The organism is Bacillus sp. Au-Bac7 (genome assembly GCF_021341655.1).
GTDB lineage: Bacteria > Bacillota > Bacilli > Bacillales > Cytobacillaceae > Niallia.
Genome location: NZ_JAJTTG010000001.1, coordinates 1 through 12,697, shown reverse-complemented (window position 1 = coordinate 12,697; position 12,697 = coordinate 1). Strand labels below are relative to the sequence as shown.

The following is a 12,697-nucleotide window of genomic DNA, read 5'->3' as shown; positions in this document are numbered from 1 at the left end:
ATGGAGTCAGCAAATTTAGTTTATTACATAACTTAAAGGAAAAATTAATCAATGAACTCGAATTCATAATCCATTAATTTAACGATGTCTCCATCCTTAGCACCGCGCTGTCTTAGCTCTTCATCCACACCCATACCTCTCAACTGGCGAGCAAATCTGTTCACAGATTCATCTCTAGAGAAGTCAGTCATCTTGAACAGCTTTTCAATTCCTTCCCCAGTAAGGACAAAGCTTCCGTCAGAGTCTCTAGAAATAAAGAACTGACGCTCATCTGCTTCATGCTTATACAATACGCGGTGAACTCCAGCCTCTTCCTCGACTTCCTCAAGCGGAAATTCTGGTGTGTGCTCTAACTTATCAGCTACTGCAAACAGCAAATCACGTAAACCTGTTCTCGTTAAGGCAGATACTGGGAAGATTGGATAATCCTCTTCGAGTTTTTCCTTGAAGACCTTCAAGTTCTCTTCTGCATCCGGCATGTCCATTTTATTAGCTACAATAATTTGCGGTCTTTCTAAAAGACGCATATTGTATTCCTGGAGCTCCTTATTGATCGTAATATAATCTTCGAAAGGATCTCTGCCTTCAATTGCCGCCATGTCGACAACATGGACAATAACTCTTGTGCGCTCAATATGGCGCAAGAACTGGTGACCTAGGCCGACACCAGAGTGTGCACCTTCAATCAGTCCTGGCAAATCAGCCATAACAAAGCTTCTGCTATCTTCTGTTTCTACCATCCCTAAATTTGGGACGATTGTCGTGAAATGATAATCAGCGATTTTCGGCTTTGCTGCAGACACAACAGAAAGCAATGTTGATTTTCCGACACTTGGAAAGCCAACAAGCCCTACGTCTGCCAATACTTTAAGCTCTAATGTAACTTCACGCTCTTGTCCCGGCTCGCCGTTTTCAGAAAGCTCTGGAGCTGGATTTGACGGGCTTGCAAAGCGTGAGTTACCTCGTCCGCCGCGTCCGCCGCGGGCAATTACAGCCTGCTGGCCGTGCTTCGTCAAATCAGCAATTGTTTCTCCTGTTTCCGCATCAGCAACGACTGTGCCCGGTGGAACCTTAACAATCATATCCTTAGAGTTTTTGCCGTGCTGGTTTTTGCTCATTCCATGCTCTCCGCGGGGTGCCTTAAAGTGGCGCTTATAACGGAAATCCATCAATGTACGCAAGCCTTCTTCCACTTCAAAAATTACATCTGCGCCGTTACCGCCGTCTCCGCCAGCTGGTCCGCCTTTAGGAACATATTTCTCTCTGCGAAAGGCAACCATTCCATTTCCGCCGTCTCCGCCTTTCACGTATATCTTGACCTGATCAACAAACATTTTACAACTTCCTCCTAGTTAGGCAGTATGCCTATGAATCGAAATACAAGTAATGTAGGGAATTTTATGGATGCTGCTTTATTAGCAGCTCTATCGTTAATTCCTCATCTGAAATTTCACTGTTTTGCACGTAAAAACCATCTTGCAGCTCTTCCTGTAAAAAATGGATAAGCTGCTGTTTCTCTTCTATTATTCCGCTAAAATCAAAAAACAATCGGGTTTCCGCCAATTGGGGCTCAATTGACACAGAAAGGTGATTATCGTGATATTTTTTAATGCTGCCATCCAAAATGGAAAAAAATCGGCTTGTCCAGCCAGTCAATGCCAAGTCTTCTATGTATCGACACTTTTCATCATTCAGCACTTCGTATTCCAGACGGAATGAATAGTTTTCCCAATTGGAAGTCAGTATTTTTGTCGCAAAAGCAGGGATATCCAAATTGGACAATTTTGCTTCCTGCTGCGCTTCCAAAATAATATCATCAATAATCTCTTCCACGCGGTCTTTTTTGTTTAATGCCATATTTCCTTTAATCAATTGGATTTTATTCAGCCAATCATGGCGTACATGTCTCAAAAATTCGATTCTTTCCCAGTCTTTGTTCATTATCGTACTCCTACACGGTTATTTAGTGTCAGAAGACTTTCTCGTATGTAAGTATAACAAAAAATGAAACGACACGTAAAAATATAGCAAAAAAATGCAAATCTTTTCTTTCAGCACTTAGACAGAGAGCATAAATGCTGTCTGTCTAAGTGCTGAAATAGAATGAAAAAATAAAAGACTGACTCCAAAAGAGCCAGCCTTTTCATAAGAAACTTATGCTTCTTGTGCTACTGGGTATACGCTAACTTGTTTGCGATCACGACCAAGACGCTCAAATTTAACGATTCCGTCAACTTTTGCGAATAGTGTATCATCGCCACCACGACCAACGTTTACTCCTGGATAGATTTTTGTACCGCGTTGACGGTAAAGAATGCTTCCACCAGTTACTAATTGACCGTCTGCACGTTTAGCACCTAAACGTTTAGAAATGGAGTCACGACCGTTCTTTGTAGAACCTACCCCTTTTTTCGATGCAAAAAACTGAAGATCTAATCTTAACATTCGTTCCACCTCCTATTTAATTATATTTGATAGCAACATGCTTGCCATAATCACGTTCAATCGTTTCTAAGGAAACAACCATACCCTCTAAAAGAAGCTGAATTCTTTCTCGGGTATCTTCCGCGATATGTGCAGGTATGCTGCAGCTCAAAAATCCCCCATCTTTGCCTTGCTCAATATCAGGTGTAATGCCTGTAATGGAGATTACAGCATTAATCGCTCCAATGGAGACAGCTGAGACTCCAGCGCAGACAATATCATTCCCGTGATTAGCAAACAAGGCATGACCGCTTATCGTAAATGATTCAATCAAGCCTGAATCTGTTTTGTTAATCGTAATATCGATCATACAAACACCTTACGCGTTGATTTTTTCGATAACAACTTTAGTGTACGGTTGACGATGACCTTGCTTTTTATGATAGTTTTTCTTCGCTTTGTATTTGAAAACGATGATTTTCTTTTGACGGCCTTGTTTTTCAACTTTAGCTGTAACAGTAGCTCCTTCAACAACTGGGCTTCCTACTTTTACATTTTCTCCGCCAACGAAAAGAACACGGTCGAAAGTAACTGTCTCACCAGCTTCACTGTTTAATTTCTCAATGTAGATAGCTTGACCTTCTTCAACTTTGATTTGCTTTCCGCCTGTTTCAATAATTGCGTACATTAAACTGCACCTCCTTGTTAGACTAAGACTCGCCAATCACAGGCGCTTTGTATGAACAAAGTCTTATGTATACCTGTTCCGAGCGGTTGTAGCGTAGCGGGTGCTACAAACAACATTAAAATACTATCATGATTTTTGGATACTGTCAATCAATCGTTTTTGTTTCTAGCTCTCTATTTTTTGGGACCGATATACTTAATATGATAATGAGGAAGAGCGAAGGCTTCTTCGACCAAGTGTATATGAAGGCCGATTGCTTCTTCCAAACGCTTTAAATGGACATTGTTCTCTCCTGCAAACACGTTGATAACCTCGGCTCCTGCTTGAATCTCAACCATTTCATGGTCACTTCTTTGATATTCCCATAATTCACGCTCAAGCTTAAATGCCACACTTTCTGCACTCATGACAGAGCCTGTACCATCACAGACTGGACATTTAGTCTTAACTGCTTCCGCTAATGGAATGATTGTTTTTTTGCGGGTGATTTGTAGTATGCCAAGCTCTGTAAAGCCGACCACACGCGTTTGTCTGCTATCCTTCTGCAGCTCATTTTTGATGATTTCTTCAATTTTCTTTTGGTTTTCCTTTGGCATATCAATAAAATCTATTAAGATAATCCCTGAAAGATCCCTGATTTTCAGCTGTCTCGCCGCTTCTATTGCAGCAAAACGGTTTGCCTCAAAAGCCGTCTGCTCTAAATCATGCTTACCTTCAAATTTACCTGTATTGACATCTATAACTGTCGCTGCCTCTGTTTCATCAATAATAAGATAGGCACCTTTATCAAGCCATACAACTCTCTTCAGGGCATCTTGAATATCTTTGTCCACGTGAAAGGCAGAAAATAAACTTTCTTTATCAGCATGATAGTGGAACTTTAAGTGGGGAAATGCAGTGCTCCATGCTTTTGCTTCTTCTGGAACATCTACAAACACCTCTCCAGATTCCATCTGCTCAAAAATCCGAAACAGCTCTTTAGTAAAATCATCCTTTTCTAACAGCAATGCCGGCCTTTTTGTGCTGGCAGCTTTCTGCATTAAGCGGAGATGCTCCTGTCGTAGACTATCAACTTCTGCTGCAAGCTGGTCTTCTAGCATATCAGCAGCACTTGTTCGGAAAATGAGACCTTCTGGTGCTGATGTCAGTTTTTTGCCAATTGCCCGCATTTGCTTTTGCTTTTTGGGGTCAGCGATTTTTTTTGAAACAGCTATGTAACGTCCTTGCGGCATATAAACAAGGTTTTCCTTCTGCAGTTCAATGATGCCTGTCAGCTTCGGCCCCTTCGTACCAGTCGCATCTTTGACAACTTGAACGAGCAGCTTTTCACCCTGTTTCACATATGCGGAGATGCTCCTGCCTTTTTTATCTTCTAATGCCCTATCGTCCGCAGAATAGGAGCTGAGCTTATCCTTTTGCAAATAGCAATTTTTTTCTTCTCCAATATCGACAAATGCAGCATTCATGCCAGGTATAACCTTTGTTACGAAGCCCGCATAAATATTGCCAACAGCTGACTTTTGCTGGGGCTGCTGAATATACAATCTTTCTAGTCTAGTATCAAGGAGATAAGCAAATCGCTTTTCCCTCGTTTTCATATTCACTAACACCTTTTTCAATACATTCATCCTTTTTTTCCATGATTCTTCTATTGTACCTGAAATAGCTAGATGAAAGGAAGCAGCATAAAGAGATGTCTGGATTGTACCAGACATCTCTTTATTTACCGGTAGAGCAAATCCCCGATTTTTGCCGTAACTAGCTTTTCTGCAAAATAAGCATGAAGCACTTCATTCTCATCTAAGGAGTGACTCACCTTGCCTTTTTTCAGAATAATCGGATGCTTGCAGCCGCGATGGAACCGTTCTAGCACATGAAATACTAGCTCCTCTTCCTTCACCTCTATCGGCATTAGCTTTCTAAGTTCATTTGTCTTGCCATAATATCTCTCCAGCAGAAACCGCAAGAATATATAGCGTCTTTGCTTCCATTCATAAAAAATAGAAAACCACAGAAACAAAAGGATGATCCAGGCATTAAGATTGACGGGCATAAATAAAAGGACGCAAACTAAAAACAGCATAGTGCCTGCAAGAGATAAAAGCAGCGTCCATTTATGAGCAGCAGGAAATGACTTCTTTAAAGATAAGAACAAAAACAGGATTTTCCCTCCGTCCAAAGGCCAGATCGGCAGCAAATTAAAACAGAAAATCATCAAGTTAAATTCTAGAAAGCTGTCAAAAAGATATTCAGACATTAAGCCTTGTTCATGAAGCAAATAACCTAAACCTACCATCCATATATGCTGGATTGGACCTGCTGCTGTAACGATTGCTTCCTCCTTCAACGGTCTGTTTCCATGCTCATCCATTTCTGCCACACCGCCAAAGGGGAGCAGGGCAATCCGTTTAATTCTCCAAGAGAAGGATGCAGCCGCCATTGCGTGTCCTAGTTCATGAACTAAAATGATGAACAGCAGCAAACATAATTCATAAAAATGGGCAGTTATGACGCCTATGCCAATAACAGCCCATAAGAATGGATGTATATAAATGGATTGAAATACTCGGAGGTACTTATTCAAACTCAATCACCTGTATAGGATCGATAAAATCATTGTCTTTTTTAATCGCAAAGTAGAACAAGCCTAATGTCTCATTTGTTCCATACCCGGAAGCTAACCCAACCTTGCTCCCCTTTTTGACAGATTGATAAATATTCACATCAACTTCTTCTAAGTTTCCATACCATGACTCACTTTTGTCACTATGCTGTATAACCACGGTGTTTCCGAACCCCTCTTTCTCGCCGATAAAAGTAACTGTTCCTTCATTCAAAGCCTGAACGCTTGTGTCAATGCCTGTTTCAATTGCCACTCTCTGCCCTGTGTCAGCAAAGTCCTCTAGGATTTTCCCAGACGCCGACAAGGCATACTGCTGTAATTGTTCTTCTCCGGTTGAGTCATCCTCTGCAGTTGACGGTAAAAAAGCAAGCGGCTTTCCAAACTGATCCTCATACCAATTAGAAACAAACGCAAAATTAAACTCCTGATTCATTGCCTGCCTTATTGATGTTTCAGCTTTTTGAAAGGCAGGAGATTGATTCCTCACGACAATTGCCACTATTAAAAACAGGACAGCAGCACCGAGGATTTTTAATAAAAATAAGTCCTTCCGAAACAGCGGATGAAAATCATCCTCTTTTTTATCGTTTTCAAAATAGAAAGTATTGTGGTCGCCAGATTCCTCCTCATCATTCCAAAGAACCCTTCTCTCCACATTTTTCTGCATTCTCTCTCGTTCTTTCTTTCTCTTTTCGATTCTTCTTCGGATTTCATCTGCCCGTGAACTCACAAATCTCTCCTCCCTAACACTTGTCCTAATACTCCCATTCTATGAAAAGGCTGAACAGAGTATGACAGGACAATCATAATTTTCTATAGCTAAAATCATGAAGTTATCTGTTAATGTTGGCATTATCACAAGCAATTTTGTTATTATTAATGTAACTGTTTATGGAATTCAATGGCTAAGGCAAGCGATTCGTAAATGTCTTACGTCAATTTACATAATCGTTAATTAGAAGGAGGTCTTTCATGGACAATTGGATTACACACACAATGGAGGAATTTGGTTACATCGGGATACTATTACTAATAACTTTGGAAAATATCTTTCCTCCAATTCCGTCCGAAATTATTCTGACATTCGGTGGTTTCATGACAACCTATACAGATATGACAGTATTAGGAGTTGTTGCAGTCTCCACAATCGGTTCCGTGCTTGGTGCTGTTATTCTTTATTGGGTTGGAACACTATTAAACATGGAAAAGATAGAGAGTATAGTAGATAAATGGGGACATATTATAAGACTGACAAAAGAAGACGTACATAAAGCAAACGGCTGGTTTGAAAAATACGGGTATTGGACTGTCTTTTTCTGCCGTTTTATCCCGCTGATTAGAAGCTTGATTTCTTTGCCGGCAGGAATGGCAAAAATGAACTTCGCCATCTTCCTTGTATTGACTTCCCTCGGTACACTGATATGGAACTTTGTGCTGATTAGAATCGGAGCTGCTGTAGGTGATTCATGGGAAACAATTGTCGGCTATATGGACATTTACTCGAACATCATTTATGCCATTATTGCGATTGCCATCATTGCTTTCCTATTCTTGTATATTCGCAAACGCCTTGTAAAATCATAAGAAAGCAACAGCCCCCTGAGTAATAATAGGGGGCAAGATTCATCCATTTAATTACATACTTTAGAGGAGGAATAGCATGGAGGTTTTCGCCGAATATTTAGCAAATATTGATAACCCGCAGCATCGGGAGCGCACAGAAGAAGTATTAAATTGGGTAGGAGAAAAATATCCAAATTTAGTGCCCAAAGTAGCATGGAAGCAGCCGATGTTTACGGATCATGAAACATTTATAATCGGCTTCAGCATTGCAAAGCATCATATGGCGGTAGCTCCTGAAAAGGTTGTTATCGAGCGGTTTACAAACGACATTAAAGAGTCTGGCTATGATCACACAAACCAATTAATACGCATGAAGTGGGATAGTCCAGTTGATTACTCATTGCTTGAAAAACTAATTGAATTTAATATTGCTGATAAAGCGGACTGCACAACTTTTTGGCGGAAATAATGAAACAGCTTTGAGTAAAGCTGTTTTTATTTTGCTCTTATTCGGATTCATAAAACGATAGCTTGAAGGTCATAATAATAGAATGTTTTGGAGGTGGGTTAATGGATAATAAAGACTTTCAACAAATTTATAAAGAATATAAACACCAAGGAGAAGAACAAGCCCAATTAGAAGTTGTTGAAGAGATTAATGCGGGAGTAGAACAAATAGTAGCTGTTCGGAAGAATGACGATGATGATATTATCGCTTTTAAAACAAGCAGCGGAAGAGAATTAGATTACCTTACTGCTCTGGATGAAGCAAAAGCAGGAAAGTTAGCTCATGTCGACGTGTTTCATAAGTATGGCAGGGATATTATACGCAGTGAACCTGATGGTATTAAGGAAAATAATTTAGATCAGTTACCTTCCTTTTAACAGCTGATGATTGTAAGTTGCTATTGTCTAAATAAAAAAACTGCCGACAAACTAAGTTTGTCGGCAAGCTTATTATTTTGCGCCAAAGAACATTTTAATGCGGGCAAATACACCTTTTGATTCTTCTTCTAAGTGCTGAAGCGGTACAGTTTCCCCTAAAATTCTTCTTGCGATACTGCGGTATGCAAGGGATGATTTGCTGTTCGGATTAAGTGCGATTGGCTCGCCGCTGTTTGAAGCTTTAATGACTTCATCATCATCTGCTACTATTCCAAGCAAATCAATGGAAAGATGTGAAGTTACTTCATCGATGTCAAGCATGTCACCGCTTTTCATCATATGATTTCTAATACGGTTAATAACAAGCATCGGTCTTTCAATATGATCTTCTTTTTCTAAAAGGCCAATAACCCTGTCAGCGTCACGGACAGACGATACTTCCGGTGTTGTAACAACGATCGCTTTATCCGCACCTGCAACGGCATTTTTATAGCCTTGTTCAATCCCTGCCGGACAATCGATGATTATATAATCATAATCCTGCTTTAATTTAAGGACAAGCTCCTTCATTTGCTTTGGCTGAACTGCTGTTTTATCACTTGTTTGCGCAGCAGGAAGCAAATAAAGCAAATCATCAAATCTTTTATCTTTAACCAGCGCTTGATGAATTTTGCATCTTTCCTCCACAACATCCACCAAGTCATAAATAATTCTATTTTCCAATCCCATTACAACATCAAGATTGCGAAGACCTATATCTGTATCTATTAAACACACTCTTTTTCCTTGCAATGCAAGAGCAGTTCCTATATTAGCTGATGTGGTGGTTTTTCCGACTCCACCCTTTCCAGACGTTACAACGATAGCTTCACCCATTATTTTGTCCCCCTTCCAATTTTGTCAAATTCGGCCTTAGGTGTGTCAACACTTGTAATCTATCAATCATTATTTCACTGTTATCGACATAAGCGCATTCCATATCCCGCTTTTCACCAGCAGGATACTCATCAGGAGCACGGGTAATTAAGTTATGAATTCGCAGCTGTGTGGGCCTCATGACAGATGCTGCGACAATCGCTTTCTCATTACCATTGACACCTGCATGTGCCACACCTTTCAAGCTTCCCATAATATAAATATTGCCTCCTGCTACTACTTTCCCGCCAGGATTGACATCACCTATCAGCAGTAAATCACCTGGAACCTCCAAAACTTGCCCCGACCGGACAATGCTGGCAACGGATACAATGTCCGACTCTTCAACCATTTTTTCCGCTTCCGATTTTGTGATAATATTGCTGTTTATATCTTGGACAGAGAGATTTTTCTTCGATTGAATCGCCTCAATCAGCTCTTCTTTCTGATCCTCTGTTATGTATCTATTGCCAAGCTCTACATTAACCGTAATGTTCTGCTTTTCCCCGTGCATGTTTGAGCTTTCACGAAGCTTGCCATCAAGCTCCCTCATCATGTCTTCATAGGAACAGTTATCATGGAGATGAAGGCTTAAGCCATTTTTTGTCCCCTTAATGGTTACTAACTGCTTTCTTTTCATTTCAAGATGTTCACCTCTGCTAGAAAAAGGAATGATCCTTATTAAGTCTATCTAAAAAAATTAGTCTTGTTCCTGCTATATATTCGACAAAACATTATAAAAATCCTCTTTTATGGTGAGGAAGAATTGAAAAATAGGCATTAAATGATGGCAATACTAGAAAAATCCCTTCCCATAAAGCAAAAAAACGCTTTATGAAAAAGGGTTATTTCCGTACCATTAACATGCAATATTAATCATTGCTTTCCCCAGCATACTTTTCAAAAATACGCTTATATGGGTATGCTGCAATCACAAGAAAAATCGCGTTTAATAATAACGTTGGGACAAGGCGTAATTTAAGAAAGTCAGCAAATTCCATGCTTGTCAAATGAATAAGAAAGTTCATTTCATATACAATCAGTTCTAATATGCTGATACCCAATAAAGATATCACGGAAACCACTAGCAAATTGGCATGCAGCACCTTCATTATTTTGCTGAGCAAATAGATGGTGAATGGAAATACAAAAAAATAGATTCCAAGTACTTCCGTATACACAACATCTACTAGCAACCCAAAAACAAATGCATAGATGATGGCCAAGTTGCGGTTTGCATAAATGGAGAAAAAGAAAATAGTAATAATTAAAAAGTGCGGCACTAAAATTTTATTTGATAAAATTTCCCCAGGCAGCAGCTCGACAAAGATGCTCTCGAGGATGAACATTAACGCAATTAGACATCCGATCCGAAACTTCCTCATTTGTCTTCCTCGCCGCTCTCCCGTTTTACGACAAGAACATGTTCAATATCATAAAAATCTGCTGACGGCTCAATATAAGCCTTTTTCGCTAACCCGTATTCGTCCGATTCAACCTTGACTACTTTCCCGATTGCTAAATCAGGTGGGAATACTCCGCCAAGACCTGATGTGGAGACGATTTGTCCCTTTTTCACTTTCAGACCGTCGGGAACTTCCTCCCATGTCATAATAAGGTTTTTCGATTCTTTATCATAATCTTCGATTAATCCAAATACAGATGTTTTTTTATTTTTATCTTTTGTGTTCTCATCCTTTTGTATATAGGCAGAGATTCTGTTTGAAGGGTCTTCCGAACTTAACAGCTGGACAGTGGCTGTATTAGCACTGACAGATTTCACCTTTCCGATTAAACCTGCAGATGTGATGACAGCCATATCGGCTTCCACGCCATCGTTTTTCCCTCTGTTAATCGTAATCAGTTCATTCCATTGGTAAGGGTCTCTGCTGACGATTGTTGCCTTTAGGTAACCACTGTCATTTAAAGAAGGATATTCGTCGACAATCTTCTGCAATTCTTCATTATCCTTTTGCAAACCCTGCACCTGTGCTTTTAAAACTCCATACTCTTCTATCTTTGCTTTTAATTCTTTGTTTTCTTGATATGTATCTTGCAAGTCTTTTACATTATCAATGACACCTGCCACATAGTGGACAGGCCTTGAAACTAGGGTTTGCACCCAGCCGGTCGTGTCTTTAATAAACTGTTCCGGCCAGGTAAGCTTTGAACGGCTCAAAGAAAACCCTATCAATGCCACGAGAATAATAATGCTAACAAGCAAAATAATCAATCGTTTATTCATAAAAAACTGTGGCATGACAAAACACCTCTAAAGGAATTATCGTGAATCTTTTGCTTTGTTTTTGAACAGATGGATGTGATCAAGGGCTTTTCCAGTTCCGGTTGCCACACAATCTAGTGGATCCTCTGCAATAACGACAGGCATTTTTGTCTCTTCACTGATAATCTTATCCAAGTTGCGAAGAAGCGCACCGCCTCCAGTAAGGACGATACCTCTGTCCATAATATCAGCTGCAAGTTCTGGAGGAGTTTTCTCCAATGTTACCTTCACTGCGTCCACAATTGCTGCAACTGTGTCTTTTAAGGCAATCGCAATTTCTTCTGCCGTGATTTTGATTGTTTTTGGAAGACCTGTCAGCAAGTCTCGGCCGCGGATATCCATGTTTTCCATTTCTCCCGGGCTGCCTGCACTGCCGATTTCCACTTTGATGCTTTCTGATGTTCTTTCACCGATCATCAAGTTATATGTTTTGCGGATATAATTCACAATAGCATCGTCCATTTCATCACCGGCGATACGGATTGATTGGCTTGTTACGATACCACCCAATGAAATGATTGCCACTTCGGTTGTACCTCCACCAATGTCAACAACCATGCTACCTGTCGGCTCCCATACAGGAAGGTTAGCTCCAATCGCTGCTGCAAACGGCTCTTCGATTGTATATGCATCTCGGGCTCCCGCTTGGCGTGTCGCGTCGATAACAGCCCTTTCTTCTACTGCTGTGATGCCTGAAGGCACACAAACCATCACATAAGGTTTTCCAGAGAAATACCCTTTGTTTTTTGTAGCTTGTTTAATATAGTACTTCATCATTGTAGCTGTTGTTTCGTAATCAGCAATAACTCCATCTTTCATTGGTCGAAGTGCAACCACATTTCCAGGTGTTCTTCCGATCATGTTCTTTGCATCATTTCCGACTGCAACGATGCTTTTCGTATCTGTTTGCAGTGCGACAACAGATGGCTCTCTTACAACAATCCCCTTCCCTTTTACATAAACTAATGTGTTCGCTGTTCCTAAATCAATTCCAAGGTCTCTTGTTCCAATTCCAAACATATTGTATCTCCCTTTCTGAAACTAAATGCTATTTTTTAAGCAGGTAGATTTTCTCCTTGTTATCATAATCATATATTTTTTGTCATATTCAGACATATTTAGGCAAAAAAATCATAAACAATATTATATCTTAAATATGGATAAAAGAACAGTCTCATATATATCCTTTTTCCTTTAGACTAACAAATTTATTTTCCCCAATAATGATATGATCGAGCAAATCTATCCCGATGATTTTTCCGCTTTCCGCCAGTCTCCTTGTTACCTCCACATCCTCCCTGCTTGGAGAAACTTT

Annotated in this window: 17 protein-coding genes and 1 other annotated feature; of the genes, 3 read left to right on the top strand and 14 right to left on the bottom strand. The window is 40.1% G+C overall.

Features of this window, described 5'->3' with window-relative positions; all coding sequences use genetic code 11:
• Positions 1-44 precede the first annotated feature (44 nt).
• The 8 genes from obgE to LXM54_RS00050 form a co-directional block, all read right to left on the bottom strand.
• Complete coding sequence (gene obgE / locus LXM54_RS00085; protein ID WP_233313016.1) at positions 45-1,334, bottom strand: GTPase ObgE; 1,290 nt, start codon at positions 1,332-1,334, stop codon at positions 45-47.
• A gap of 64 nt (positions 1,335-1,398) precedes the next feature.
• The gene (locus LXM54_RS00080; RefSeq protein WP_233313015.1) at positions 1,399-1,941 is read right to left on the bottom strand and encodes a Spo0B C-terminal domain-containing protein; all 543 of its coding nucleotides are present in this window, start codon (positions 1,939-1,941) and stop codon (positions 1,399-1,401) included.
• Between the two features lie 213 nt (positions 1,942-2,154).
• Positions 2,155-2,445 (bottom strand): 50S ribosomal protein L27, encoded by a 291-nt coding sequence (gene rpmA, locus LXM54_RS00075; RefSeq protein ID WP_016201696.1) that lies wholly within the window; start codon positions 2,443-2,445, stop codon positions 2,155-2,157.
• Positions 2,446-2,461: 16 nt separating this feature from the next.
• A complete protein-coding gene (locus tag LXM54_RS00070) occupies positions 2,462-2,794 on the bottom strand; it encodes a ribosomal-processing cysteine protease Prp (protein WP_233313014.1) in 333 nt (110 codons plus the stop codon).
• A 9-nt stretch (positions 2,795-2,803) separates the two neighbouring features.
• Positions 2,804-3,112, bottom strand: coding sequence for a 50S ribosomal protein L21 (gene rplU, locus LXM54_RS00065; protein WP_127737291.1), 309 nt, complete (start codon positions 3,110-3,112; stop codon positions 2,804-2,806).
• Between the two features lie 15 nt (positions 3,113-3,127).
• Positions 3,128-3,210: a sequence feature (ribosomal protein L21 leader region), on the bottom strand.
• A 75-nt stretch (positions 3,211-3,285) separates the two neighbouring features.
• Positions 3,286-4,827 (bottom strand): Rne/Rng family ribonuclease, encoded by a 1,542-nt coding sequence (locus tag LXM54_RS00060; protein WP_233313013.1) that lies wholly within the window; start codon positions 4,825-4,827, stop codon positions 3,286-3,288.
• A gap of 8 nt (positions 4,828-4,835) precedes the next feature.
• The gene (locus tag LXM54_RS00055; protein WP_233313012.1) at positions 4,836-5,696 is read right to left on the bottom strand and encodes a M50 family metallopeptidase; all 861 of its coding nucleotides are present in this window, start codon (positions 5,694-5,696) and stop codon (positions 4,836-4,838) included.
• Positions 5,689-6,465 (bottom strand): M23 family metallopeptidase, encoded by a 777-nt coding sequence (locus LXM54_RS00050; RefSeq protein WP_233313011.1) that lies wholly within the window; start codon positions 6,463-6,465, stop codon positions 5,689-5,691. Before LXM54_RS00050 ends, LXM54_RS00055 begins: the two co-directional genes overlap by 8 nt.
• Before the next feature lie 242 nt (positions 6,466-6,707).
• Here LXM54_RS00050 and LXM54_RS00045 point away from each other — a divergent pair, with 242 nt between their 5' ends.
• The 3 genes from LXM54_RS00045 (at position 6,708) to LXM54_RS00035 (ending at position 8,183) form a co-directional block, all read left to right on the top strand.
• Positions 6,708-7,319: a DedA family protein gene (locus LXM54_RS00045; RefSeq protein WP_233313010.1), complete on the top strand. Its 612-nt coding sequence runs from the start codon at positions 6,708-6,710 to the stop codon at positions 7,317-7,319.
• Positions 7,320-7,395: 76 nt separating this feature from the next.
• Positions 7,396-7,767: an iron chaperone gene (locus LXM54_RS00040; protein ID WP_233313009.1), complete on the top strand. Its 372-nt coding sequence runs from the start codon at positions 7,396-7,398 to the stop codon at positions 7,765-7,767.
• A gap of 101 nt (positions 7,768-7,868) precedes the next feature.
• Positions 7,869-8,183 carry a DUF3892 domain-containing protein gene (locus tag LXM54_RS00035; protein WP_233313008.1) on the top strand — a complete coding sequence of 105 codons (315 nt, stop codon included), beginning with the start codon at positions 7,869-7,871 and terminating at the stop codon, positions 8,181-8,183.
• 72 nt (positions 8,184-8,255) lie between these two features.
• Here LXM54_RS00035 and minD read toward each other — a convergent pair whose 3' ends face one another.
• The 6 genes from minD to LXM54_RS00005 form a co-directional block, all read right to left on the bottom strand.
• Positions 8,256-9,059 carry a septum site-determining protein MinD gene (minD, locus tag LXM54_RS00030; RefSeq protein ID WP_233313007.1) on the bottom strand — a complete coding sequence of 268 codons (804 nt, stop codon included), beginning with the start codon at positions 9,057-9,059 and terminating at the stop codon, positions 8,256-8,258.
• Positions 9,052-9,738, bottom strand: a complete 687-nt coding sequence (gene minC / locus LXM54_RS00025) for a septum site-determining protein MinC (RefSeq protein ID WP_233313006.1) — start codon at positions 9,736-9,738, stop codon at positions 9,052-9,054. Before minC ends, minD begins: the two co-directional genes overlap by 8 nt.
• 232 nt (positions 9,739-9,970) lie before the next feature.
• Positions 9,971-10,483 (bottom strand): rod shape-determining protein MreD, encoded by a 513-nt coding sequence (gene mreD / locus LXM54_RS00020; RefSeq protein WP_233313005.1) that lies wholly within the window; start codon positions 10,481-10,483, stop codon positions 9,971-9,973.
• Positions 10,480-11,358 (bottom strand): rod shape-determining protein MreC, encoded by an 879-nt coding sequence (mreC, locus tag LXM54_RS00015; RefSeq protein ID WP_233313004.1) that lies wholly within the window; start codon positions 11,356-11,358, stop codon positions 10,480-10,482. Before mreC ends, mreD begins: the two co-directional genes overlap by 4 nt.
• Positions 11,359-11,379: 21 nt before the next feature.
• The gene (locus LXM54_RS00010) at positions 11,380-12,402 is read right to left on the bottom strand and encodes a rod shape-determining protein (protein WP_233313003.1); all 1,023 of its coding nucleotides are present in this window, start codon (positions 12,400-12,402) and stop codon (positions 11,380-11,382) included.
• Positions 12,403-12,556: 154 nt separating this feature from the next.
• Positions 12,557-12,697 (bottom strand): JAB domain-containing protein (locus tag LXM54_RS00005; RefSeq protein ID WP_325169551.1); only part of this gene is annotated, 141 nt, incomplete at its 5' end.

Coding starts and splice junctions, on each gene's coding strand:
- LXM54_RS00060 (WP_233313013.1), bottom strand. CDS start 4,827: ATGTCTGGTACAATCCAGACATCTCTTTATGCTGCTTCCTTTCATCTA.
- LXM54_RS00080 (WP_233313015.1), bottom strand. CDS start 1,941: ATGAACAAAGACTGGGAAAGAATCGAATTTTTGAGACATGTACGCCAT.
- LXM54_RS00035 (WP_233313008.1), top strand. CDS start 7,869: ATGGATAATAAAGACTTTCAACAAATTTATAAAGAATATAAACACCAA.
- obgE (WP_233313016.1), bottom strand. CDS start 1,334: ATGTTTGTTGATCAGGTCAAGATATACGTGAAAGGCGGAGACGGCGGA.
- rplU (WP_127737291.1), bottom strand. CDS start 3,112: ATGTACGCAATTATTGAAACAGGCGGAAAGCAAATCAAAGTTGAAGAA.
- mreD (WP_233313005.1), bottom strand. CDS start 10,483: ATGAGGAAGTTTCGGATCGGATGTCTAATTGCGTTAATGTTCATCCTC.
- LXM54_RS00010 (WP_233313003.1), bottom strand. CDS start 12,402: ATGTTTGGAATTGGAACAAGAGACCTTGGAATTGATTTAGGAACAGCG.
- mreC (WP_233313004.1), bottom strand. CDS start 11,358: ATGCCACAGTTTTTTATGAATAAACGATTGATTATTTTGCTTGTTAGC.
- rpmA (WP_016201696.1), bottom strand. CDS start 2,445: ATGTTAAGATTAGATCTTCAGTTTTTTGCATCGAAAAAAGGGGTAGGT.
- LXM54_RS00040 (WP_233313009.1), top strand. CDS start 7,396: ATGGAGGTTTTCGCCGAATATTTAGCAAATATTGATAACCCGCAGCAT.
- minC (WP_233313006.1), bottom strand. CDS start 9,738: ATGAAAAGAAAGCAGTTAGTAACCATTAAGGGGACAAAAAATGGCTTA.
- LXM54_RS00045 (WP_233313010.1), top strand. CDS start 6,708: ATGGACAATTGGATTACACACACAATGGAGGAATTTGGTTACATCGGG.
- minD (WP_233313007.1), bottom strand. CDS start 9,059: ATGGGTGAAGCTATCGTTGTAACGTCTGGAAAGGGTGGAGTCGGAAAA.
- LXM54_RS00070 (WP_233313014.1), bottom strand. CDS start 2,794: ATGATCGATATTACGATTAACAAAACAGATTCAGGCTTGATTGAATCA.